Source organism: Halomonas sp. KAO, assembly GCF_015595025.1.
GTDB lineage: Bacteria > Pseudomonadota > Gammaproteobacteria > Pseudomonadales > Halomonadaceae > Halomonas.
Genome location: NZ_JADNRL010000019.1, coordinates 464,165 through 486,394 on the forward strand (window position 1 = coordinate 464,165; position 22,230 = coordinate 486,394).

20 protein-coding genes are annotated in these 22,230 nt (G+C 63.8%); 10 read left to right on the plus strand and 10 right to left on the minus strand.

Going from position 1 to position 22,230, the window contains the following annotated elements; all coding sequences use genetic code 11:
- The first annotated feature begins 152 nt into the window (after positions 1–152).
- Positions 153–1,478, plus strand: a complete 1,326-nt coding sequence (locus IOC61_RS08370; RefSeq protein ID WP_195688386.1) for an exonuclease SbcCD subunit D — start codon at positions 153–155, stop codon at positions 1,476–1,478.
- The gene (locus IOC61_RS08375) at positions 1,475–4,789 is read left to right on the plus strand and encodes an AAA family ATPase (RefSeq protein ID WP_195688387.1); all 3,315 of its coding nucleotides are present in this window, start codon (positions 1,475–1,477) and stop codon (positions 4,787–4,789) included. Before IOC61_RS08370 ends, IOC61_RS08375 begins: the two co-directional genes overlap by 4 nt.
- 124 nt (positions 4,790–4,913) lie before the next feature.
- On the opposite strand, the gene IOC61_RS08380 is transcribed toward IOC61_RS08375, so the two are convergent.
- A complete protein-coding gene (locus IOC61_RS08380; protein ID WP_195688388.1) occupies positions 4,914–5,813 on the minus strand; it encodes a hypothetical protein in 900 nt (299 codons plus the stop codon).
- Positions 5,814–6,062: 249 nt separating this feature from the next.
- Positions 6,063–7,076: an NERD domain-containing protein gene (locus IOC61_RS08385; protein ID WP_195688389.1), complete on the minus strand. Its 1,014-nt coding sequence runs from the start codon at positions 7,074–7,076 to the stop codon at positions 6,063–6,065.
- A 226-nt stretch (positions 7,077–7,302) separates the two neighbouring features.
- Here IOC61_RS08385 and IOC61_RS08390 point away from each other — a divergent pair, with 226 nt between their 5' ends.
- Positions 7,303–7,440 carry a hypothetical protein gene (locus tag IOC61_RS08390; RefSeq protein WP_195688390.1) on the plus strand — a complete coding sequence of 46 codons (138 nt, stop codon included), beginning with the start codon at positions 7,303–7,305 and terminating at the stop codon, positions 7,438–7,440.
- Positions 7,441–7,500: 60 nt separating this feature from the next.
- Here the strand turns inward: IOC61_RS08390 and IOC61_RS08395 are convergent, their stop codons facing one another.
- Positions 7,501–8,355 carry an SDR family oxidoreductase gene (locus IOC61_RS08395; RefSeq protein ID WP_195688391.1) on the minus strand — a complete coding sequence of 285 codons (855 nt, stop codon included), beginning with the start codon at positions 8,353–8,355 and terminating at the stop codon, positions 7,501–7,503.
- Positions 8,356–8,456: 101 nt separating this feature from the next.
- Positions 8,457–9,380, minus strand: coding sequence for an ectoine hydroxylase (thpD, locus tag IOC61_RS08400; protein WP_229333002.1), 924 nt, complete (start codon positions 9,378–9,380; stop codon positions 8,457–8,459).
- Positions 9,381–9,522: 142 nt separating this feature from the next.
- Here thpD and IOC61_RS08405 point away from each other — a divergent pair, with 142 nt between their 5' ends.
- From IOC61_RS08405 to IOC61_RS08415, 3 genes are all read left to right on the plus strand, one after another.
- On the plus strand, positions 9,523–9,714 hold the full coding sequence (locus tag IOC61_RS08405; RefSeq protein WP_195688392.1) for a DUF3008 family protein: 192 nt from the start codon (positions 9,523–9,525) through the stop codon (positions 9,712–9,714).
- A gap of 301 nt (positions 9,715–10,015) precedes the next feature.
- On the plus strand, positions 10,016–10,387 hold the full coding sequence (locus IOC61_RS08410) for a putative quinol monooxygenase (RefSeq protein WP_195688393.1): 372 nt from the start codon (positions 10,016–10,018) through the stop codon (positions 10,385–10,387).
- A gap of 53 nt (positions 10,388–10,440) precedes the next feature.
- A complete protein-coding gene (locus IOC61_RS08415; RefSeq protein ID WP_195688394.1) occupies positions 10,441–11,304 on the plus strand; it encodes an SDR family oxidoreductase in 864 nt (287 codons plus the stop codon).
- Positions 11,305–11,674: 370 nt separating this feature from the next.
- On the opposite strand, the gene IOC61_RS08420 is transcribed toward IOC61_RS08415, so the two are convergent.
- The 3 genes from IOC61_RS08420 to IOC61_RS08430 all read right to left on the minus strand — a co-directional run bounded on the left by IOC61_RS08420 (position 11,675) and on the right by IOC61_RS08430 (position 14,173).
- Complete coding sequence (locus IOC61_RS08420; RefSeq protein WP_195688395.1) at positions 11,675–12,349, minus strand: SDR family oxidoreductase; 675 nt, start codon at positions 12,347–12,349, stop codon at positions 11,675–11,677.
- A 195-nt stretch (positions 12,350–12,544) separates the two neighbouring features.
- Positions 12,545–12,811, minus strand: coding sequence for a DksA/TraR family C4-type zinc finger protein (locus IOC61_RS08425; RefSeq protein WP_195688396.1), 267 nt, complete (start codon positions 12,809–12,811; stop codon positions 12,545–12,547).
- 264 nt (positions 12,812–13,075) lie between these two features.
- The gene (locus IOC61_RS08430; protein ID WP_195688397.1) at positions 13,076–14,173 is read right to left on the minus strand and encodes a hypothetical protein; all 1,098 of its coding nucleotides are present in this window, start codon (positions 14,171–14,173) and stop codon (positions 13,076–13,078) included.
- A 328-nt stretch (positions 14,174–14,501) separates the two neighbouring features.
- Between IOC61_RS08430 and IOC61_RS08435 the strand changes: the two genes are divergently transcribed.
- A complete protein-coding gene (locus IOC61_RS08435) occupies positions 14,502–14,783 on the plus strand; it encodes a DUF503 domain-containing protein (RefSeq protein ID WP_195688398.1) in 282 nt (93 codons plus the stop codon).
- Between the two features lie 203 nt (positions 14,784–14,986).
- On the opposite strand, the gene IOC61_RS08440 is transcribed toward IOC61_RS08435, so the two are convergent.
- A complete protein-coding gene (locus IOC61_RS08440; RefSeq protein WP_195688399.1) occupies positions 14,987–16,111 on the minus strand; it encodes an alkene reductase in 1,125 nt (374 codons plus the stop codon).
- A 233-nt stretch (positions 16,112–16,344) separates the two neighbouring features.
- On the opposite strand from IOC61_RS08440, the gene argE reads away from it, so the two are divergent.
- A complete protein-coding gene (argE, locus tag IOC61_RS08445; protein WP_195688400.1) occupies positions 16,345–17,499 on the plus strand; it encodes an acetylornithine deacetylase in 1,155 nt (384 codons plus the stop codon).
- A 49-nt stretch (positions 17,500–17,548) separates the two neighbouring features.
- Positions 17,549–18,286, plus strand: a complete 738-nt coding sequence (locus tag IOC61_RS08450) for a glutamine amidotransferase (RefSeq protein WP_195688401.1) — start codon at positions 17,549–17,551, stop codon at positions 18,284–18,286.
- Positions 18,287–18,513: 227 nt separating this feature from the next.
- Here IOC61_RS08450 and IOC61_RS08455 read toward each other — a convergent pair whose 3' ends face one another.
- Entirely contained in the window at positions 18,514–19,497 is a 984-nt protein-coding gene (locus tag IOC61_RS08455; protein ID WP_195688402.1) for a DMT family transporter, read from the minus strand.
- A 112-nt stretch (positions 19,498–19,609) separates the two neighbouring features.
- The gene (locus tag IOC61_RS08460) at positions 19,610–21,310 is read right to left on the minus strand and encodes a DEAD/DEAH box helicase (protein ID WP_195688403.1); all 1,701 of its coding nucleotides are present in this window, start codon (positions 21,308–21,310) and stop codon (positions 19,610–19,612) included.
- A 449-nt stretch (positions 21,311–21,759) separates the two neighbouring features.
- On the opposite strand from IOC61_RS08460, the gene IOC61_RS08465 reads away from it, so the two are divergent.
- A complete protein-coding gene (locus tag IOC61_RS08465) occupies positions 21,760–22,212 on the plus strand; it encodes a YaiI/YqxD family protein (protein ID WP_195688404.1) in 453 nt (150 codons plus the stop codon).
- The last annotated feature ends 18 nt before the right edge of the window (positions 22,213–22,230 follow it).

Genomic DNA, 22,230 nt, shown 5'->3' on the forward strand with positions numbered 1-22,230 from the left:
AGGAGGGGTTCACAGCGCCTCCTCGTCGGTCCGGCGCTCCGGGGCTTGTCGCCAGGTCAGCTCCGATGAGAACCCTCAGCGTGCTTCTGAACAGCGGCTCTGGAGTCACGTAGACTAACGCCTTCGGGACGCTGGATGGAAAGGGAGACACCATGAAGTTGATTCACACCGCCGACTGGCACCTGGGCCAGAGCTTTCATGGCCAGGAACGCCACACCGAACACCGCGCCTTCCTGAGCTGGCTGCTCGACACCCTGGAGGAGCGTCAAGCCGACGCCCTGCTGGTGGCCGGCGATATCTTCGATGTGGTCAACCCCTCGCTGCGCGCCCAGGAGCTGTTGTTCAACTTTATCGTCTCCGCCCATGAACGGCTGCCGGCCCTGGATATCGTGCTGATTGCCGGCAATCACGACAGCGGCAACCGCATCGAGCTACCCGCCCCGCTGATGCGCCGTCTGCGCACCTACGCCCTGGGCCGGGTCAGCTGGCTGGACGACGGCACCCTCGACGCCGAACGCCTGCTGGTGCCGCTCACCGATGCCTCGGGCGAAACGCGTGCCTGGTGCCTCGCCCTGCCCTTCCTGCGCCCCGCCGAGGTGACCGGCGCGGCGCTGGCGAACGACGACGGCCCCGACGATCCCCCCAACGACTATGTGGCCGGCATCACGCGGGTGCACCGACAGCTGATCGAGGCCGCCGGAGAGTGCCGCGAGCCGGGCCAGGCGCTGGTCGCCATGAGCCACGCCCACCTGCACGGCGCCGCGGTGTCCGAGGCCAGTGAGCGCCCCATCGTGATCGGCGGCGAGGAGTCGATCTCCGCCGCCCTGTTCCCGGACTCTATCGCCTACGTTGCCCTGGGCCACCTGCACCGCGCCCAGCAGGTCGGCGAGGCACGCATCCGCTACAGCGGCAGCCCCCTGCCGCTGGACTTCAGCGAGGTGGCCTATCCCCACCAGGTGGTGGAGGCGACCCTGGCGGGCGAGGCCCTGGATGAGATCCAGACGATTCCCGTGCCCCGCCCAGTGGCCATGCACCGCGTCGGACCCGCGCCGCTGGAGCAGGTGCTGGCCGAGCTCGAGGCCCTGGAGGATGACCATGCACAACCCGGCGCTCGGGGGCGGGAACGGCCGAGAGACCTGTGGCCCTGGCTGGAGGTGCGCGTGGAGCTCGACTCACCGACCCCCGACCTGCGCGCCCGCGTCGAGGCCGCCCTCGAGGGCAAGGCGCTGCGCCTGCTGCGCCTCGAGCGCCGCCTGCCCCGGGTCGAAGACGACGACCAGAGGGCCCGAGTCGACCTGGAGACCCTGGGCCCGCGCCGGCTCTTCGAGCGCACCTGGGAGAAACGATGGGGCCAACCGCCTGAGGAGGACGTGCTCACCGACTTCGACCGTCTGCGCCAGGACGTGCTCGACGCCGATGCCACCTCGGACGACAACACCTTGGCTGAACGGTCACCAACCGAGGGGGCGCGCCCATGAGAATCCTCGCCCTGCGCCTGGAGAACCTGGCCTCCCTGCCCGGCCCCCTCGAGCTCGACTTCACCACGCCACCCCTCGGCGAGGCCGGCCTGTTCGCCATCACCGGCCCCACCGGAGCCGGCAAGAGCACCCTGCTCGACGCCCTGTGCCTGGCGCTCTACGGCGGTACACCGCGGCTGCGCCAGGCACCGGCCCGGGACAGCCAGGTCGACGACACCCCCGATTCCACGCTGACCACCAGTGACCCACGCACCCTGCTGCGCCGGGGCACCGCCTCGGGCTTCGCCGAGGTCGACTTCCTGGGCCGCGACGGGCGCCGCTACCGCGCCCGCTGGGCGGTGCGTCGCGCCAGGGAGAGGGTCACCGGCAAGTTGCAGAAGGCCGAGCAGTCGCTGCGCGACCTCGAGGATGACCGCCTGCTCACGACCCAGAAGCGTGAATTCGATCGTCTGCTGCCGGAGCGCCTGGGACTTACCTTCGACCAGTTCACCCGCGCCGTGTTGCTCGCCCAGAGCGAGTTCGCCGCCTTCCTGCAGGCCGACGACAACGCCCGCAGCGACCTGCTGGAGCGCCTGACCGGCACGCATGAATACTCCGAGATCTCGATGGCCGCCTACCACCGCGCCAGCCAGGCAAGAAAGGGAGTGGAGGCGTTGGAAACGCGGCTCGCCGAGGACCTGCCCGCCACGCCGGAGATCCGCGCCGAGCTGGAGCACGCCGCCCAGGTCAGCCGCCAGGCACTGAACGATCTGCAGAAGCAGGCGGAGTCACTCAAGAGCGAGCAACGCTGGCTCCATGAGGACGCCCGGCTGCACGAAGGCTATCGGGACGGCCATGCCGAGCAGCAGGCCACCGAGCATGCGTGGCAGGCCCTCGCCGAGCAGCGTGCCGACCGTGACTGGCGTCGGCTGATCGCCCCACGGCGCCACGCCCTCGTCCGTCATGCCGAGCTGCCCGGCGAGATCGCCGAGCTGCAGTCGACCCACACTAGGACCGTCACGGCTCGCGAGACCGCCGACGCCGAGCAGCAGACTGCAGGCACGGCGCTCGAACGGGCCGAGCAGGCCATGAACGAGGCGCGTGAGAGCTACCGCCGCGCCGAGCCCGAGCTGCGCCAGGCCCGCGAACAGGCCCAGAGCCTGGCGACTCTGGATCAGCGCCTCGAGGAGCTGCAAGCGGCACGCGACAAGCAGCAACGACTCGCCGACGACATCACGGAGCAGCACCGTCACGCCCAGGCCAGCCAGCATGAGCGTCAGCGCCAGCGCGACGAGTGGCAGGCAAGGCTGCACGAGCTGATGGGCACTCACACCGACCTCGACGCCGCCCGCCAGGCCTGCCAGCAGGCCCATGACCGGGCGGCCCAGCGTCATCTCGCCCTGGAGGAGCTAGGCAGCCGCTGGCAGGAGCTCACTCGGGCCCGGCAGGCCCACCAGAGGCTCGCCACCCAGCTGGAGCAGGAGCGCGAGCGCCGCGACAAGTTGCTGGCAGAGGGTCAGGCCGCCCGTGAGCGCCTCGACCGTACCCAGGCACACTTCACCACCGTCTCCGCACTGGTCGAACGCCACCGCGCGGTGCGCAGCGAGAGCGTGGTACGCCTGCGCGAGGCCCTCGAGGAGGACACTCCCTGCCCGGTTTGCGGCGGCCTCGACCACCCCTGGCGGCACCACCCGCCGTCAACGCCGGAGGCGGCCCAGCTCGCCGCCCAGCAGCAGGAGGAGAGCCGCCAGCTGGAGGAGGCGCGCAGTGCCCTGGATACCGCCCAGCAGCAGCGCGATGAGCTGGTCGGCGACTATCGCGCCCTGGAACGCTCCCTCAAGCAGCTGGAGCACGACCTCAAGGCCGCCGAACAGTGGCGCGACGACACCCTCCAGGCGCTTACCCAGCATTCGCTATACGGGGAACTTGAGGCCATCGACGAACCCGACCGCGACGCCTGGCTACAGGCCCAGCGCCGGCAGAGCGAAGAGCAGCGCCACCGGCAGCGCCAGTCGCTGGAGGCCCTGAACCGGGCCGGCGCCGAACTGGCCCCGCTGGAGAAGGCCCTCCACGAGGGGCAGCTCGCGCTGACCCGCCTGGAGACCGAAACAACCAGCGCCACCAAGCGGCTGGCCGAGCTCGACGCCCAGCTGCCTCCGCTGCGCCAGCAACGCGACACGCTCGCGCGGACCCTTGCCGAGCGACTCGGCGATCACCCCTCGCCCGACGCCTGGCAGCAGCGGCTCGACGCGCACCAGGAGAGCGCCCGCCGGGCCTATGACGGCGCCCTGGCACGGCTGCATCAGGCCCAGCGTGAGCAGCAGCGGCTTGTTCAGCAAGCAGAGCACGAAGCCAGACAGCTGGAGCAGCAAAAGCGGGAACAACAGCGTCTGACTCAGGAGCTCGATGCCTGGCGCCAGGCTAACCCCGGGCTGGGTGACGCCACCCTGGCACGGCTGCTGGCCCAGGCCGACGACGCGGCTCGCGAGGAGGAGCGGAGGATCGAGGCGGTCGATGCCCAGCGCCAGCGCGCCACCGCCACGCTGGCGGAGCGCCGCACCGCTCTGCTGAATCATCGTCGCGGCCAGGAGCTGGTCGAGGACGAGAACCTTGAAGGCAACGACCAGGCGCTGCTGGAAGAGGCCGTGACCGCCGAGCTGCAGCGGCGCCAGGAAGCACTGGAAAAGGCCCAGGACGAGCTCGCGCCCAGGCTGGAGGCGGCCGAGAAGGCGCGGGACGAGGCCGCCTTCGCACTCAACGATGACGATCGCCGGCGCGAGCGCCAGCAGGCCGGGCAGAGCAAACTGGAGGCCGCCCGCGCCGAGTACCGTCGCTGGGGGCGTATCAGCGAGCTGATCGGCTCCGCCGACGGCAAGGTATTCCGTCGCATCGCCCAGGCCTACAACCTGGAGCAGCTGCTCGAGCACGCCAACGCCCATCTGGCGGGCCTGAGCCGCCGCTATCGACTGATACGCGGCGGCAGCGAGCTGGGGCTGCTGGTGGTGGATCTGGACATGGCCGATGAGCGCCGCTCGGTGCACTCGCTCTCCGGCGGCGAGACCTTCCTGGTCTCGCTGGCCCTCGCCCTGGGGCTGGCCTCCATGGCCTCGGGCGAGCTCACCATCGAGTCGCTATTTATCGACGAGGGCTTCGGCAGTCTCGACCCTCAGTCGCTGGCGCTGGCCATGGAGGCCCTGGATGGCCTGCAGGCGCTGGGCCGCCGCGTGGGGGTGATCTCCCACGTGCAGGAGATGCACGAACGCATCCCGGTGCAGATCAAGGTGGAACCTCAGGGAAACGGCACCAGCCGGGCGAAGCTGGTCAACCAGTAAAGGTAGAGAAACGGCTCGCTAAGGTGGATAAACTCATCGTCAGCGAGCCGGTTTTACCTGCATCGAGTAGGTAACTTTCGGCCAAAAGCGGCCATTGAGACTTTCCTGATATTTAACGCCCGGCTCACGCGCCGGTTTGTAGCCGCGAAGCAGCGGAGAATCGGTCGCTGTGCAGCCGATTGTTATGCAAATTGCGAGACAAAACCTGCCCTGCATCTTCAACTAACTTCGAAAAATCCGATAAGCTCGTAGTTTCAATTTTCATTGCTTCATCATAATGGATGGGGTCATAAATGAAGCCAGTTTTCGCTTGATCGAGATAGAAACCAACTATTCCTTGGCCGCGTGCAGAGGTGCTTGATATGTGATATTCGTAATGATACATGCCACCCTTATTATTTTTCTGTCTCTCTTCGTTATCATCGATACCAAGAAGAACTGTATCCCATGAAAATGCTCCTGCATGAGTGTTGTAACAGTGTCCATATGGCGAGCATAAACAATCGACAACAGCTCCGCCAATGCCTTCGCACCTGTTCTCTCGCATATAGGTAATGAACGAATTCCTGAATACAACTTCGTCTGCAGACATATATTCTGGGAGGCCTTCAAATTCGGCAGCCAGCACCGGAACTTTGGATAGTTCAGCAGCAGCTTGGGCGCTGCCAATCCAATACGCTTTGGCGCCCTCCATGAGAGTCCCATTCGATATCTTTATGATCCTTGCCTTAACTTCATGAGAGCAAACTATAAAATCTAAATCGTCAGGATATCTTGCTGAAACTTCCAATAGATACTCCACGGCCGATTTTGTTGTGACCATGTTTGCATTAGATATTTTTCGAATAGCATCGATTGCTTGCGTAGACAACCCTGCATACGAAACCGTTAACCACTCATTAATAACGATACTCTTTAGCCTGCCAGGAATGATGTTATCGCGAACCTGATCCCGATCAGAAATCATTGTGTCAGACATCACACAAATTCTTTCATCAAATTTCATAGCTACAACGATAGTCATCTACTTCCCCACCTGCATAACAGCTGTATTATATAGCATGCTTGATATTCCACTTGAACGAGCACGCGCGTTCAAGAATGTTATTCTACGCGCTAGTAGATCACCTAAGCCATTGAAATAACAGAATATTAAGTTCTGCTCGGCTACATAACACCAACCGCCGCGCATGCAGCATAACACCGGTGAACATGCTGGCTGCCTTTTCGGGCATGGCCGCTTTGGGTCGATAGCTGTCATATTATCTCCCCCCTACTCCTGACGAAAGACCAGAAACTGGTGGGTGCATTTCCGACAAATTCCGGTGTACTCAGGGCCATCCTTGGACACGCGTACGCTCTTCCAGCCGCAGGCGGGGCAAGACTGCTTCATCGAGGTGTTGGTGCTGCAGTGGCCGCATTTCACGTAGTAACCGTACTGACCATACATGCCGGTGAGGCCACTGGCCTCGCCACACTGCTTGCAGGTCATCAAGCCTTGGACCTGGGCAGGGGGCTCGGTCGGTGAAGAGCTGGTATCTGGCGTCGGCGTAACAGAGTAATTCGGCACGGGCTCGGCAACGGGAGCGGCCGGTTCTGGCGTGGCAGGGGCGCTATCACCGCCTCCCGTGGCAGTACCCACCTGGGTGGTATGCTCAAGCAGGAAATTGGCGATATTGTCGAGTTCTCCCGCGAAGAACCCGGCCCGCCCCTTGAGAAACCCTATTTTCAAACTCCCCACGAGCTCCTTCACCTTGCTGGCCACGAACTCGGTTTTCACGACTCTGCTCGCTACATCCTTTGGCATCTTGTCGCGATGAAGGATGGCGGTGCTGGAAATGGCGCAGAGCGTACGCCATTCCCGATGGGCAACTTGAGTCTGGACACCCAACAGCTTGCCAAGAAAATGCTCGACGTTATCGCTCAGTAACGCCTTGAGAAGATCCAGCTGTAACTCCGCTTGGCGAATTGGCGACGGAATCCCCATCCAGTTGCCCTGATAGCTGCGTGACCACTCGCCGGCGGCATTGACTGTTACCTCGCCGGCGATGCTCTTGGACTCGACGATGATGAAACCGTAAGGATGAAGAATCAGATGGTCGATCTGCGCACGCTCGCCACGGTGTTCAATACGCAGGTCGTTGATGACGTGGATCTGCTTGTGCTCGCCAAACTCGCGACGCAGCTGGAAGGCGACGTCCTGTTCCTGCTTGTGACCGTAAAAGGCGCGCTCGTCGCCGCCACGGCCGTTTCCGTTTGGCGTAGCATCCTTTTCCTTAAGGATCATAGACTTATTCCTTAAAACCGGCCCGACTACCGGGCTTTCACTGTCGCTTGGCAACATTATGTAAACCGATAGCCTGACAACAAAGTGGCCTGAGGACCAGCTATGCAATGGTCGCAAAGTGAACTAAGAGCGCCTGGCCCGCGCCGAGGCGGATGCTTCAAACTCGAGGATGAAGATTCGGGGCCCTTAGGTTCACCTCGACAGCAGCTCCTCCATCGAGGCCGTCGTGGCGACGGGCAAGGCCCTGGGCCGCCGGGTCGGCGTGATCTCCCACGTACAGGAGATGCACGAGCGCATCCCGATGCAGATCCAGGTGGCGCCTTGGGACAATGGCACCAGCCATGCAAGGCTGGTGAGCCAGTAGAAGTAAAAAAAGGCTCGCCGATGTGAATAAGCACATCGCGGCGAGCCACTTTGCACACTATCAAGTGTTGAGCACGACGCCCCCGTTAAGGTGGAGAGTTTGCCCGGTCATATAGGATGACTCTTCGCTGGCTAGGTAGACATAGGCCGGGCCTATCTCGCTGGGCTGTCCGGCACGATCCATAGGCACCTGGCCGCCGAAGCCCGCAACTTTTTCGGCATCGAAACTGGCAGGTATCAGCGGTGTCCAGACCGGCCCGGGCGCTACCGCATTGACGCGGATGCCCTGATCGACCAGCGAGACCGCCAAAGAGCGCACCAGCCCTTGTATCGCGCCCTTGGTGGCGGAATAGTCGATCAGGGTATCGTTGCCCTTGAAGGCGTTGATGGAAGAGGTGGCGATGATACTGTCACCTTCCTGCATATGGGGCAGAGCAGCCTTGGTCAGGTAAAAGTGGCTGAAGATGTTGGTCTTAAAAGTGCGCAGAAGCTGATCGTCTGGTATCTGGGTGATATCGTCCCAGTCATACTGCTCAGCGGCATTGTTGATCAGGATATTGACCTTGCCGAACGTCGCGAGAGACTGGTCTATCGCTTCCCGGCAGAACGTCGACTCACCCACGTCCCCCTGGAGCAGCAGGCAGCGCCGCCCCTCGGCCTCGACCAGCTTTTGGGTCGTTTCGGCATCGCGGGTTTCGTCCAGGTAGATAAGCACGCAGTCAGCGCCTTCGCGGGCGAAATGCAGCGCAACCGCACGACCGATACCGCTATCGCCACCGGTAATCACGGCCACTTTATCGTTGAGCTTGGCGCTTCCCCGGTAACTCGCGCGAATGTACTCGGGCTCCGGATGCATTTTGTGCTCCGCGCCAGGCTGATGTGATTGCTGCTGCGGGGGTTGTTTACGCTCTGACATGAATAAGCCCTCCGTCTTTACATCTTTAACAATCGCTCCTCTCGCCGGAAGAAGGCGGCGGTTAAAGGTCCGCGCTGTCGACTACGCCGCCCTATTTGCAGCTACGAACGATTGCTGGCATATACGGGCTTGAGGGGCTCCCAGTCCTTGCGCGCAGCAAGAAATTCCGGGCGCGGCTTGTTGCCGCAATAAGGGTCGTGAAGAGTATTTTCCACGCTGTTGTAGACGAAGAAGAGGTTACTCCTCGGCCAACAGGACATGTTGATATTGGAGCCATGGAGCGTATTACACTCAAACATCACAAGCGAACCTGAGTCGCCCTTGGGCGCTTCGATGCCGTTCTCCACCATCATCGACTTCAGGCTCGCGGCATCCGGCACGCCGATTTCCTGACTCTTGAGCGATTCCTTGTAGTTGTTCTCGGGGGTGCGTCCAACACAGGGAATAAAGTACTTGTGAGAGCCGGGGATCAGCATCAGCGGACCGTTAAATTCACCGTTGTCGGTCAGAATGATCGAGCAGCTCAGGGAGCGCATGCGCGGCATGCCATCTTCGCTGTGCCAGGTCTCGAAGTCAGAGTGCCAGTTAAAGCCCTTGCCTTTAAAGCCCGGCTTATAGTTGATGCGCGACTGGTGGATATATACATCACTGCCGAGAATTTGCTGGACCATGGCCAAAAGCCGCGGGTCCCGTGTCAGGCGGCTAAAGCGCTCGGAGATCGTGTGAATGCCGAAGATGGAGCGAATTTCCTGTTTGCCCGGCTCCAGAACGGCACCCTCCGAGAGCTTCAGGTCCTCGTCCTCCTCATATTCACGCAGCTCCTGGATAAAGGCCTGCATCTCTTCCCTATCGAAGAAATTCTCGAACGAGAGGAAGCCATTTACTTCGAACTCATCCAGTTCCTCTTGGCTCAATGGTCCACTCACGCGCTGTCCGTCATCGCTGTGAACGACGGGATCAATGCGCTCGAACATGCCCAGCTTGCGTTCCAAACGGGTCGGAAAAAGATCCTGCATATCGCGCATAGCTCCTCCTCCTAAGTTATCCGAGGTATAAAGCTAGTCCACAAACTAAGGCCTCATCAACCTTTTGCTGCCATCCTGTTGGATATTGCATACTTTACTTCAGGAGTGGCAACACACCTTGAACAGCAGAGGAGAAAGCAACATGCCGGCAAAATCAAAGGCTCAGCAAATGGCGGCTGGTGCGGCGCTGGCGGCCCGGCGCGGCGAGCAGAAAGTCAGCGATCTCGACGGAGCAGCAAGATCGATGTACGACTCCATGAGCGAGGAGGAGCTGGAAAAGATGGCTGCCACTCAGCGCCGAGGCAAGCCGCAGCACAACAAACAGTCGGAGTGACCCGACCCTACAGGCGGCTCGGCGCTGGTGAAGGCGTCTATTCCGTCTATTCGGAGCTCTCCGCTTGTTTTCTTGGAGATGGCTTCCTTGTTCTCTGTGGAGTAACGCACGTTGATCACCTCTCAATCCGTTTAGGCGACACCTACGGTGACAGGTAGGCCCCTGCTCCAGCGCCCCGCCATGTTGATACGGCAGTATGGCAGACCCTACAACGCAGTCTCAGCGCGTGCGGCACTCGCGATTATGCCGCCGGGGCAGGCGATGGTATCGTCTGCGCACATCTCCACACAGGACACCATCGATGTCACAGAAGATCTACTGCATCGCCAGCTTCAAGCCCAAGCCCGGACGGGAAGACGCCGTGTTTCGCGCCCTCCAGGCGCTGGAGCCCAACGCCCACCGCGAAGATGCCTGCCTGCACTACACCGTGACCCGCCAGATCGACAACCCCTTCGCCCAGGGCACGAGCTACCCCATCGTCTTCCATGAGGTGTGGGCCAACCGGGCGGCCTTCGAGGCTCACTGCCAGCGCCGCGAGATCCGCGAGTTCTTCGCCACCCACCTGGAGGCTGAGGACGGCGATATCGAAGATGCCAACGTCTGCGTCTATACGGATGAGCCGGCCGACTTCGATGCTCCGGACCTGAGCGCGGCCGGGCTCAAGGAGGCGTGACATGGACCGGCCTCTCGGACTGATCACGCTCGCCGGTCGCTAGGGAGAACCGCATGGCCCTTGCACAAGAGACCCCACCACGCAGCATCCTGATTACCGGCTGCTCGAGCGGTATTGGCCATGCCGCGGCCCATGCCCTGATGGCCCGGGGCTGGCGGGTGTTCGCCACGGCCCGCGCCGAGGCGGATGTGGCCAGGCTCGCGGAGGAGGGCCTCGAGGCCCTGAGGCTCGATCTAGACAGCAGCAGCTCCATCGAGGCCGCGGTGGCAACGGTCAAGGAGCGCACCGGAGGCCGACTGACGGCACTGTTCAACAACGGTGCCTTTGGTCAGCCCGGTGCGGTGGAGGATCTGTCGCGGGAGGTGCTGCGGGCTCAGCTGGAAACCAATCTGCTCGGTACCCACGAGCTCACCACACGGGTACTGCCGATGATGCGCGCCCAGGGTCACGGGCGCATCGTGCACAACAGCTCGGTACTGGGCTTCGCCGCCCTGCCCTATCGCGGCGCCTATGTATGCTCCAAGTTCGCTCTCGAAGGCCTGACCGACACCCTGCGTCAGGAGCTTGTCGGCAGCGGCATCCATGTCAGCCTGATCCAGCCGGGGCCGATCACCAGCCGCTTTCGCGACAACGCCTATCGCGCCTTCAAGGCCAACATCGACCCCATCCATAGCGCCCACGCCGTCACCTATCGGCAGGTGGAGGCGCGCCTCGCCAGCCAGGATGGCAAGGCCCCCTTCACCCTGGGCCCCGAGGCGGTGGTCGAGAAGCTGATCCACGCCCTGGAGAGCAAGCGACCGCGGCCGCGCTATGCGGTCACGCTGCCGACCCATCTGTTCGCGGTACTCAGGCGGGTGTTGAGCACCGGGGGCATGGACCGGGTGCTGCTGCGCTCGACCCGGGACGAACGCGAGTAGAGAGCTCTTCACCAGGGAGCCACCGGTCATCGCGACTTGATCGTGGCCGGAAGCCGCGGCGTCACGATCGGTGGCGGCTGTGGGGGCCTCGGCAGTGCTGATCAACTGCTCGGTGCCCGAGGCGGTCACCACCTCCATGGACGAGCTTGTCGACCTTGGCGTGCCGTTCGGCGGCTACGCCAATGCCATTGCCTCGGCCGCGGTCCTGACCCCAGGCGGTGTGGATGGCCTCGAGGCTCGCCTGGACCTCGACCCCGCGGGCTATGCCGCCCACGCCTGTGGCTGGGTCGAGCGGCGAGCAACACGCTCAGGCGGCCGGCGCGACTACCCCTTGAACCTAAGCAACAAGCGCCAGTCGACTCCGCCGTGGTTACCAGGGCAGAGTCTCGCCATTGCTGTGCCAGAAGCCGCCGCTGTTCTCCAGCGTCAGCGCCTCGATACGCTGGGCGATGCCCGTGGCGGCTTCCTCGGCGCTGATCATGCCGCCGAAGTTGACCATGCGCGTCTGCACATAGCCCGGGTGAATCTGGGCTACGGCGATACCCCGCGGCTTGAGGTCCACGGCCAGCGACTTGCCGAAGGCGTTGAGCGCCGCCTTGGAGGCACGGTAGCCATAGCGCCCGCCGGAATCGTTATCGGCGATGGAGCCCATGCGGCTGGTGATATTGGCGACCTTCGCGCCCTCCCCCAGATTGTCCAGCAGCGTCTCGGTCACGCGCAGCGGTGCATAGGCATTGATCTCCATCTGCGTGCGGATGGAGTCGAAGTCGAGCTCGCCGAGCACCTCATCCTGCAACAGGCCGGCGTTATTGATCAGCAGGTCGAGGCGGCGGCCCGCCAGCTCCTGCTTCAGCCGTGTCACGTCCTCCTTACGGGTCACGTCGATGCCCTCGATCAGGGTCTCGGCGATGTCACGCAACTCGGCCGCTTCCTCGCCGCCACTGCGGCACACGCCGATCACCGCCCAGCCGGCGGCATGGTAATGGCGAGCCAGGGCGAGTCCGACGCCACGGTTGGCACCGGTGATCAGTACGCTAGATGACATATCAACTCCAGAGCAGGAAGTGTGGGTACATGACGTGTGAGTACATGACGGTAGGTGGGGGCTCTGCCCTGCTCTTCAAGCCTGGCCGCTCAAGCAGGGCCTACCTGTCTAGCCATCGTCCCCATCCAGGTTCGACCGACCTGCAGTGGAAGGCGAAGCACCAAGCCATTCCCCCCCTGCCGGACGTGGCGCTGATCACCTGAGCTGGCTATCCTTGCTGCCCCGCCGGTTGATGGCAGCAACATCCACCCCCTTGGCCTCCAGGCTCGACTGGCATGCGACACAGAGCTGCACACCCGGGAGCGCCTTGCGTCTTCCCTCCGGGATGGGTGCATCACACTCCACGCAGAACTCGGCGCTCTCACCGCTGCTCAGGCTGGTCCGCGCCCTTTCGACCGCCTCCTCAACGGTGGCGTCAATCTGATCCTGTACGGCTCCATCTCGAGTCCAACCACCGGCCATGATGCATTACCCCCATATCGATACATAAGCCATTGAGTGCTCAGCACGGGAAGGCGGGACTGGGTTGTCCTCAACGACACTACCCAGTAATCCCAAGATATGAGAAAGGCCGACCACGGGCAACCGTGGCCGGCCTGGCACTCTAAATGAAGTGGCATTCTGGGCGCAGTAGCCCAATCGGAAAACGGCATCCTGCCGCTGGCGGTACCACAGCCCCAGCGCCCCTGCGGACACCGGGCAGAGATATCAGCGGCTGGAGAGGTATCAGCGGCTGGCGGAGCTCGCCAACTGCGCCTTGCTGCGCAGGCGTGTGTTGTTCCAGCGAACGCCCAGGGCAACGATCAGGATCAGCCCCACCACGCCCAGCATGGGATAGACGGTACCGATCAGGGTGCTGAATCCGAACTGGCTGAGCACCAGCCCGACAAGGGTGAAGATGACGCTGAACAGCTTGAAGCGGCCCGACTCGGGCGCGGCGAAGCGGGCGCTGAAGGCGAAGAACATGCCCACGGCGGTGCTGTAGATCATGCAGATCAGCGCCACCGACATCACCATTGCCACCACCGGAGAGACCGCCGTGGCAAGCATCAGCGAGGGCATATCCACGCCGGCCAGACGCTCGAGATTGGCGAACAGGCCGATATTGAGCAAGAAGATCAGCACACCGAGCCCCACGCCGCCGAGAATGCCTCCCAGGGATGCCTCACGCGTATTGCGGGTCAGACCACCGATCACCGAGAGCATGGGAAAGCCCACGGCAATATTGAAGGAGGCATAGAGCACAGCGCCGATAAACCAGTGCGAAATCGACCAGCCATCACTGATGGTGGGCACCTCGGCAGCCGCGGCCTCCAGTGTCTCCAGAGAGGCGCTGCTGGTGAAGAAGGAGTAGACGGTGATCGTCAGCACCAGCAACAGCAGTACCGGCATGATAAGGCTGATCAGGTTGATGATGCCGCGAACACGCAGGCACAGGGTCAGGATGACCAGCACGCTGAGCAACACGCCGCCAAACAGCGGTGGCAGGCCGTACTGCTGGGCGAAGATGGAACCGCTGCCGGCCAGCATCACCACCCCGACACCGAACAGGAAGAAGGAGAGCACCAGGTCGATGACCAGCCCCGCTCGCTTGCCGAAGAGCGCCTCCAGCACCTCCTTGTGGGAGCTCGCCTGCATGGTGGAGCTCATCCGCGCGATCTGCATGCCGAGAAACGCGAACAGCAGGCCGCTTACCAGGGTGCCGGCAATGCCGATCGCCCCATAGCCAGTAAAGAACTGCAGCACCTCCTGACCCGAGGCGAAGCCGCCACCGATGATGATCGACATGAAGGTCATGGCGATCAGGAAAGGCTGTTTGCTCATGGAAAGACACCTCAATACAAATGGCTTCTATGGCCCGTCCCAACCGCGGGCCGGCTCATCGGAAATCAATACAAGCACTCTGTCGGGTCCATCGCAGACGGACCCGATTCGGGAGCACTGGCGTTGCTGTAATGATCAGATGCGCGGGAGTATACGATAGGAAACTTAGTTTATTATCGGGAATATAGGCGCCAATCAGAAAGAAATACCCCGCAATACGCCTTTGGTCTCATTTTACTGATTTTAATATGGTATTCAGAGACCAGAGAGGCCATCCACGCCATGACGTATGGTGGCTTACCCCCTTCACGCTACGAATGGAGACCCCATGCACCTTGGTATTCTCACCCTGACCATCTCCCTGCCCGGTTGTCGTTCTCTGAAGGAGAAACGCCAACGCATGGGTGGCCTGCACGAGCGTTTCGGGCGCAACCCGGCCATCGCCGTCTGCGAAAGCGGCGAGCTCGATCGCCTGGACGCCAGCGAATGGACCTTTGTTGCCGTCGCCCCCGCCAAGCCCCAGGTAGAGGCCCTGCTCAGCGAGATCGAAGACAAGATACAGCGCACCGTGGATGGGCGAGTGATGGGGGCGACCCGGGAGATGCTGTAATGGCGCCATGCAGCCGAACCGCCAGGCAGCCAGCGAAACACCATACCAGCAGACCACCGACGGCAGAACAGGTCACGCCAGTGGCCCTGACCGGCGTCTCACCTCCTCGGGCGACGCCCTGAACATATCGACGATCTCCTCTCCATCGCGCCACAGGCCCGGCACGCTGGCCGGGCCTGTGGCTTTCAGGGCTTGGCGACGGCTCAGCCGAGGCGGTCGAAACCGTTATCGAGGAAGGGGTAGTCGGTGTAGCCCTTCTCGTCGCCGCCATAGAAGGTACTGTGGTCGGGCTCGTTGAGCTCCGCTTGGGTGCGGAAGCGCTCGGGCAGGTCGGGATTGGCGATGAAGGGACGGCCGAAGGCAATGGCATCGGCGCTGCTTTCGTCGAGCCGCCTCTGGGCACGTTCGGCGTTGTAGTTGCCGCAGTAGATCAGCCCGCCCTTGAAGCGTTCGCGCATCTGCTCACGGAAACCATCCGGGTAGCTGACGTCGGCACCCGCGAAGTCGGGCTCATTGAAGTGGAGATAGGCCAGGCCACGACGGTTGAGCTCGTCGGCCAGGTAGAAAGCCATCGCCTCGGGCTCATCGTCGGTGAGGCCGAACAGCTCGAGAAAGGGCGTCAGGCGGATACCGACGCGCTCGGGCCCGAACACCTCGGCCACCGCATCGACCACCTCCAGCGGGAAGCGTGCACGGTTCTCCAGCGAGCCGCCATACTGGTCGGTGCGCTGGTTGGTGCCGGTGGCCAGGAACTGGTTGAGCAGGTAGGCGTTGGCGGCGTGGATCTCGACCATGTCGAAGCCGGCCCGCCTGGCACGCACGGCGGCCTGGCGGTAGTCCTCGACGATGCCGGGGATCTCGTCGGTCTCAAGGGCCCGCGGCGTGCTGGTGGGGTGCGGCCCCGCCGTGCCATCCTCGAATTCGACGAAGCACTCCGCGCCCTCCCCCTTCAGCGCGCTGGGTGCCACGGGGGACTGGCCGTCGGGCTGCACCATCGCGTGGGAGACACGGCCAACGTGCCACAACTGCAGGGCGATGCGTCCCCCCTTGGCATGTACCGCCTCAACGACACCCTTCCAGCCGGCCTCCTGGGCATCGGTCCAGATCCCCGGCGTATAGACGTAGCCGAGGGCGGTAGGCGAGATATTGGTGGCCTCGCTTATGATCAGGCCGGCACTGGCGCGCTGACCATAGTAGGCCTGCTGCAGCTTGCCGGGCACGCTGTCCGGCGTGCGCGAGCGAGTCAGCGGCGCCATGATCACCCGGTTGGGTAAGGTGAGTCGGCCGATCTGCAGCGGCGTGAACAGGCTGAGGCTGGTGTCGGTCATGGATCGTCTCCTGTGGCGAAGGGTCTGTCATTGAGTGCAAAGATGCGAGACACCATAAGCCTGTTAACGGTCAGCGCCAAACCAGTTTGTGGATCGATCTGATAGCCTGGCACTATCGGGAAAGCATCCTGTCCCGTCTTCGGCCCACCCCGCGGGCGTGGTAGTCTGCTGCAACTCAATTCCTCACCCTTGCCTGTCATCCTTATCTCTCATCCTCAGTTCAGGAGTACGCCATGACCGCCGCCGAGATGCTCGACCGCCTGGTGGGCTTCCCCACCGTGTCGCGGGATTCCAACCTGGAGCTGATCGCCTTCGTCGAGTCGCTGCTCGACGAGCATGATGTGCCCCACTGGCGGGTGGAGAGCGACGATGGCAGCAAGGCCAACCTGCTGGCGCGCATCGGCCCCAACGTGGCCGGCGGCGTGGTGCTTTCCGGCCATACCGATGTGGTCCCGGTGGACGGTCAGCCCTGGTCGACCGACCCCTTTTCGCTGACCGACAAGGGCGACGGCCGCCTCTACGCCCGTGGCACCTGCGACATGAAGGGATTTATCGCCTGTGCGCTCAGCGAGGTACCGCGCTGGGCGCGCCTCGAACTGGAGAAGCCGATCTGGCTGGCGCTCTCCTATGACGAGGAGGTGGGCTGCATCGGCGCGCCACGCATGATCGAGAAGCTGATGGCCGAGCACCCGCGGCCCGCGGCGGTGATCGTCGGCGAGCCGACGCTGATGCACCCGGTGGTGGCCCACAAGGGTGCCACCAACCTGCGCACCACGGTGACCGGCCGCGCCAGCCACTCCAGCCAGGTCAACCAGGGCGTGTCGGCGATCCATGTGGCGGCGCGCCTGGTGACCCATATCGAGGACGTGATGGCCGACCTCAAGGCCGAGGGGCGCATCGATGAAGCCTTCAACGTGGTTCACTCGAGCCTGCATGTGGGCAGGATCAGTGGCGGCACCGCGATCAATATCATGGCCCGTGAGTGCACCTTCGAATGGGAGATTCGCCACCTGCCATCGGACCGTTTCGAGGAACTGATCGCGCGGGTCAACGCCTATGCCGCCGAACTCGAAAGCGAGATGCAGCGGCGCGCCCCGGAGACATCCATCGTGACCGAAGCGCTCAACGAGACGGTGCCGGCCCTGGCCGATGATAACAACGCCGAGGTACTGGCCCTGTGCCATGCGCTGCTCGGCGAACGCCCTGCCGGCGCGGTGGCCTACGCCACCGAGGCGGGCCAGTTCCAGCGCCGCGGACTGCCCACGGTGATATGTGGCCCCGGCAGCATCGCCCAGGCCCACCAGCCCGATGAGTATATCGAGCGTGAGCAGCTCGAGGCAGGTGTGCATTTCATGGAGGCACTGGGCGAGCGCCTGCAACGAAAGTAGAATACGAGGTTGGAGTACGTCATGTTCAACCCTTACATCAGGAACCCCCATGCCCCGCCTGCTGATCGTCAAGACCGGTGACGCCTTCCCCGAGGTGATCGAACACCATGGTGATTTCGAGGCGCTGTTCCAGCAGACCCTGGCCCGCGCCGGCTTCGAGGCCGAGGTGTTCGATGCGCGCCATGAACCACTTCCGGAGCTGGCCGACATCGATGGACTCTACATCACCGGCTCCCACGCCATGGTCAGCGACGCCGAGCCCTGGAGCGAAGCGCTCAAGCCGTGGCTGCTGGCCGCCCGGGAGCGCAACGTGGCCATGTTCGGTGTCTGCTATGGGCATCAGTTGATGGCCGCCGCCTTCGGCGGGGTGAGCGACTATCACCCCGCGGGGCGCGAATCGGGTACCCATGAGGTGACGCTGACCGAATCGGGGCACGAGGACCCGCTGCTGGGCACGCTGCCGGCACACTTCCCCGTGCAGCTGACCCATGCCCAGTCGGTGCTCGAGGCACCCAGCGGTGCGGTGGTGCTGGCCCGCAACGCCCACGACGCCAATCAGGCGCTGCGTTATGGCCCGCGCCAGTGGAGCGTGCAGTTCCACCCGGAGTTCACCCCAGAGGTGATGCGCGCCTACCTCGCCCGCCAGGTCGACAAGCTGCGCGACCAGGGTGAGGATGCCAATGCCCTGATGCGTGGCGTCACCACCACGCCGGAGGCCAACTCATTGCTGATTAGCTTCGCCAGGACGGTGGCCGAACGCGAAGGTGCCGTAGCGGAAACCAACTGATCTCCGAGAGCTCGGCCCCGATACAGCTCTGAGCTCGACACAGCCTTGAGCCCAATACAGCCTTGAGCCCGACACAGCCCTGAGCCCAACTTAGCCCTGATTCCGAGTCGCGCCTTCCCACAAGGTGACCACAGGCACTACAGGCATAGGTGCGAAGAGCGCCCTTCCTTTCAGCTCCCAGCCGCGAAGCGGCGCTCTTCCAGCTTCAAACTCCCGAGGCCGCCGCCTCAGTGGCGCTCACCCACCGGCGGTGCGAGATCTCCGCGCTCGAGGCTCTCTTCCGCGGCCTCGTCTCGCAGGCGCCGGGTGTCCGGAGCCCCCTCGGCAGCCTTGCGGCGCTGACGCAGGAGGTCACGCAGCGAGCTGATCAGCATGGCGGCGACGATCATGCCCCCACCCACGAAGGCGAGCGGCGCCGGCACCTCACCGACCCACCACCACACCAGCAGGGTACCGACCAGGGTCTCGAGCAGCATCACCAGGCTGACCTCGGCACCGGGCAGGTAGCGCGCCCCGGTCTGGATCAGGAAGTAGGCCAGCGGCAGCAGCATCCCCATCAGCAACAGGCGCTGCATATTGTCGCCATCGGGTATCTGGGCGCCGCCCATCAGCGCCCCGGGGACCAGCATCACCAGGCATCCCAGGGGCAGCACCACCGTGGTGTCCAGGCCACGCTTTCCGGCACCGGGTCGGGAGCTCGCGACGCTGGTGTTGATCGCAATGGAGACCGGCACGATCATCGCCACCGCCAGGCCCAGCAGACTCCCCTGCCCCACCTCACCGGCGGCCATCAGGCTGGCGCCGGTAATACAGATTGCGATCACCACCCAGGTCTGGCGGCGCAACCGCTGCCGGAAGAACAGCAGACCGATCAGCCCGGCCACCAGAGGCGCCAGGTTGAGCATGACCAGCACATTGCCCGCCGAGGTCAGGCGAGTGGCCACCACGAAGGCCCAGGCGCTGGCGGCAAAGGCGAGCGGGCACCACAATGCCGCGGGTCCGCAGGCCAGTATCGCCTTCCCCAGGCGCTCGCGATAGCGTGCCGCGGCGATCAGCAGCAGCACCACACCCAGCATCAATCCACGCCAGAACATGAAGGTGGCGACATCTACCGAGGTGTCCTTGACCAGCAGCGCATCCGGCGAGAGCAGCAGCACACCACTCATCGTGATCAGATAGCCGCGCAGGCGAAACGGCAAACGCTTCCACATGATGCATCCTCCCGATGCTCGAAGTTATCGAGTTCACTAACGACGACAGGCCGGAGCTGGGCTCCGACCTGTCGTGAGGTGGAATGCCGCCCTGGGGGCGGCAGCCGAGGCGTTACGCGCGTGACTGGCGACGAATCGGCGCCTGGCCATCATCGTTGCGACGGCGCGGGGCACGCTCGGAAGTGCCACGATCCTCGCTGATCTCCAGCGGGCGGCCGGCGACACGGGCGCGCGCCATCTTGGCCAGAATGCTGGACGGCAGCGAGCTGGGCAGCTCGACCACGGAGAAGGCGTTGCGGATGTCGATGCGCCCGATACGCGCGCCTTCGATACCGCCCTCGTTGGCCAGGGCACCGACCAGCTGGCCGGGCTTGACGCCGTCCTTGTGGCCCACGGCCACACGGTAGCGGGTCATCCCCTCGCTGGGCACACGGTCACGCGGTCCACGACCCGGCTTGGCATCACGCGGGGCGCGCTCCTTGCGGGGCGCCTGCAGGCGACCGATGGGCGCCTCGTCGGCACGTGCCAGGCGGGCGAAGGCACAGGCCAGCTCGACGGGGTCGTAACCCTCACCGATCAGACGCTCGACCAGGGCCTGCTGCTCCTCGGCACCGGCGGTCAGGGCGGCAATCACCTTCTGGTGGAACGCCTCGTCGCGGTGCGCGCGAATGGCCGACTCGTCAGGCACCGCCATCTCGCTCATCTTCTGGCCGGTGGCCTGCTCGATCCAGCCTACCTTGCGGCCCTCACGGAAGCCGACGAAGGTGATCGAGGTACCGGTGCGCCCGGCACGGCCGGTACGGCCGATGCGGTGGGTGTAGGCCTCGGAATCCTGGGGCAGATCGTAGTTGAAGACATGGGTGATACGCGGCACATCGAGGCCACGGGCGGCGACATCGGTGGCGATCAGCACGTCGACCTTGCCGCGCTTGAGACGCTGAATGGTGCGCTCGCGCAGGCTCTGGTCCAGATCACCCGAGAGGCTCGCCACGTTGAGGCCGCGAGCGGAAAGCTGCTCGGTCAGGGTGGTACAGGCGGCACGGGTACGCACGAAAACGATCGCCCCGTCGACCGGCTCCACCTCGAGGATGCGCGAAAGCGCCTCCAGCTTGGCGCCGCCGTCGACCCGCACCAGGCGCTGCTCGATGTTCTCACCGGTGGTGGTGCGCGACTCGATGGAGACCTTGACCGGATCCACCAGGTAGCGGTTGACGATTCGCTCGATCTCGGCGGGCAGGGTCGCGGAGAAGAACACCCGCTGTGCCTCCTTGGGGGTGTCGGCCACCACGCGCTTGACGTCATCGATGAAGCCCATGCGCAGCATCTCGTCGGCCTCGTCCAGCACCAGGGCACTGAGACCGTCGAGCTTGAGGCTGCCGCGATCCAGGTGATCGATGATCCGCCCCGGGGTGCCCACGACGACCTGGGCGCCACGTCGCAACGCACCCAGCTGCTCGCGATACTCCTGGCCGCCACACAGGGTAGCCACTTCCAGGCCCTGGAGGTTCTGTCCATAGCGGCTGAAGGAGACGGCCACCTGCTGCGCCAGCTCGCGGGTCGGCGCCATGACCAGCACCTGCGGCTCACGGCGAGTCAGTTCGAGACGCGAGAGCAGCGGCAGGGCGAAGGCCGCGGTCTTGCCGGTACCGGTCTGGGCCTGGCCCAGCATGTCGCGCCCTTCCAGCAGCGCCGGAATGGTCTCCATCTGGATCGGCGAGGGGGTCTGGTAGCCCAGGGTCTCGACGGCAGAGAGAACAGCAGGCAGCAGGGCAAGATCACCGAAGTTCGGCGAGGCGACGGAAGAAGAGGTCATTGATCACACCTTGGTAAGCCGGGATCACCGGCGTAAATTCATTGGCGTCCCTGACGCGAGCGAAAAGCGATCAGGCGCGCTGCGCGCCAGTGATGGCAGTCAGCACGGGACATCGGAGTCGGGGACGCCGGTCGCACCTGGCATCGGGTCAGCGCCATCGGTGATGACAGTGAACCCCTGTGGCGACCGTTTGCGCCGATCACGCCAGAACGGCGGAATCTCGGTTGGCGCTCCATCTACACAATTCGAACGCTTGCGGCGGCCGGCAATGGCGGCTGGGCCCGGCGTTGCGGCGCCCATCTTCTGTTCGGTCGATGACCGTCAGCGATGGCGTCGTACATGATGGTGGGGTCAGCACATGCGAGGAGGGCGCATGCTACCATCGTCGACCTAGCCTGGCCAGCCTTTTTGGTCTTTCTCTTACTGCGTTGTTCCATCGAGGAGATATCATGCCCAGCCTATGGATCGATGCCGATGCCTGCCCCAGGGTGGCCCGCGAGATCATCGTGCGCGCCGCCGAGCGAACCGCCACGCCCACCTGGTTCGTGGCCAACCATACGGTGCCCCTACCCCGCTCACCGGTCGTCAAGGCGCTGGCCGTCAGTCACGGCTTCGATGCCGCCGATGACGAGATCATCGAGCGTCTGGCGGCCGATGACCTGGTGATCACCTCGGACCTGCCGCTGGCCATGGCCGCCATCGAGCGCGGTGCGAAGGTAATGACCACCCGTGGCGAGACACTCGACGCCGATAACATCCGTGCGCGAGTGCAAATGAGGGATTTCATGGAGACCCTACGCGCCAGCGGCGAGCATACCGGCGGCCCCAAGGGGTACTCCGATACCGACCGCCGTGAGTTTGCCAATGCGCTGGACCGCTGGCTGGCCAAGGCGCACCGTTAACCCCTTTCGATATCCAGG

Coding starts and splice junctions, on each gene's coding strand:
- IOC61_RS08370 (WP_195688386.1), top strand. CDS start 153: ATGAAGTTGATTCACACCGCCGACTGGCACCTGGGCCAGAGCTTTCAT.
- IOC61_RS08435 (WP_195688398.1), top strand. CDS start 14,502: ATGCACCTTGGTATTCTCACCCTGACCATCTCCCTGCCCGGTTGTCGT.
- IOC61_RS08405 (WP_195688392.1), top strand. CDS start 9,523: ATGCCGGCAAAATCAAAGGCTCAGCAAATGGCGGCTGGTGCGGCGCTG.
- IOC61_RS08410 (WP_195688393.1), top strand. CDS start 10,016: ATGTCACAGAAGATCTACTGCATCGCCAGCTTCAAGCCCAAGCCCGGA.
- thpD (WP_229333002.1), bottom strand. CDS start 9,380: ATGCGCGATATGCAGGATCTTTTTCCGACCCGTTTGGAACGCAAGCTG.
- IOC61_RS08430 (WP_195688397.1), bottom strand. CDS start 14,173: ATGAGCAAACAGCCTTTCCTGATCGCCATGACCTTCATGTCGATCATC.
- IOC61_RS08420 (WP_195688395.1), bottom strand. CDS start 12,349: ATGTCATCTAGCGTACTGATCACCGGTGCCAACCGTGGCGTCGGACTC.
- IOC61_RS08385 (WP_195688389.1), bottom strand. CDS start 7,076: ATGATCCTTAAGGAAAAGGATGCTACGCCAAACGGAAACGGCCGTGGC.
- IOC61_RS08380 (WP_195688388.1), bottom strand. CDS start 5,813: ATGACTATCGTTGTAGCTATGAAATTTGATGAAAGAATTTGTGTGATG.
- IOC61_RS08425 (WP_195688396.1), bottom strand. CDS start 12,811: ATGGCCGGTGGTTGGACTCGAGATGGAGCCGTACAGGATCAGATTGAC.
- argE (WP_195688400.1), top strand. CDS start 16,345: ATGACCGCCGCCGAGATGCTCGACCGCCTGGTGGGCTTCCCCACCGTG.
- IOC61_RS08415 (WP_195688394.1), top strand. CDS start 10,441: ATGGCCCTTGCACAAGAGACCCCACCACGCAGCATCCTGATTACCGGC.
- IOC61_RS08450 (WP_195688401.1), top strand. CDS start 17,549: ATGCCCCGCCTGCTGATCGTCAAGACCGGTGACGCCTTCCCCGAGGTG.
- IOC61_RS08440 (WP_195688399.1), bottom strand. CDS start 16,111: ATGACCGACACCAGCCTCAGCCTGTTCACGCCGCTGCAGATCGGCCGA.
- IOC61_RS08460 (WP_195688403.1), bottom strand. CDS start 21,310: ATGACCTCTTCTTCCGTCGCCTCGCCGAACTTCGGTGATCTTGCCCTG.
- IOC61_RS08375 (WP_195688387.1), top strand. CDS start 1,475: ATGAGAATCCTCGCCCTGCGCCTGGAGAACCTGGCCTCCCTGCCCGGC.
- IOC61_RS08465 (WP_195688404.1), top strand. CDS start 21,760: ATGCCCAGCCTATGGATCGATGCCGATGCCTGCCCCAGGGTGGCCCGC.
- IOC61_RS08395 (WP_195688391.1), bottom strand. CDS start 8,355: ATGTCAGAGCGTAAACAACCCCCGCAGCAGCAATCACATCAGCCTGGC.
- IOC61_RS08455 (WP_195688402.1), bottom strand. CDS start 19,497: ATGTGGAAGCGTTTGCCGTTTCGCCTGCGCGGCTATCTGATCACGATG.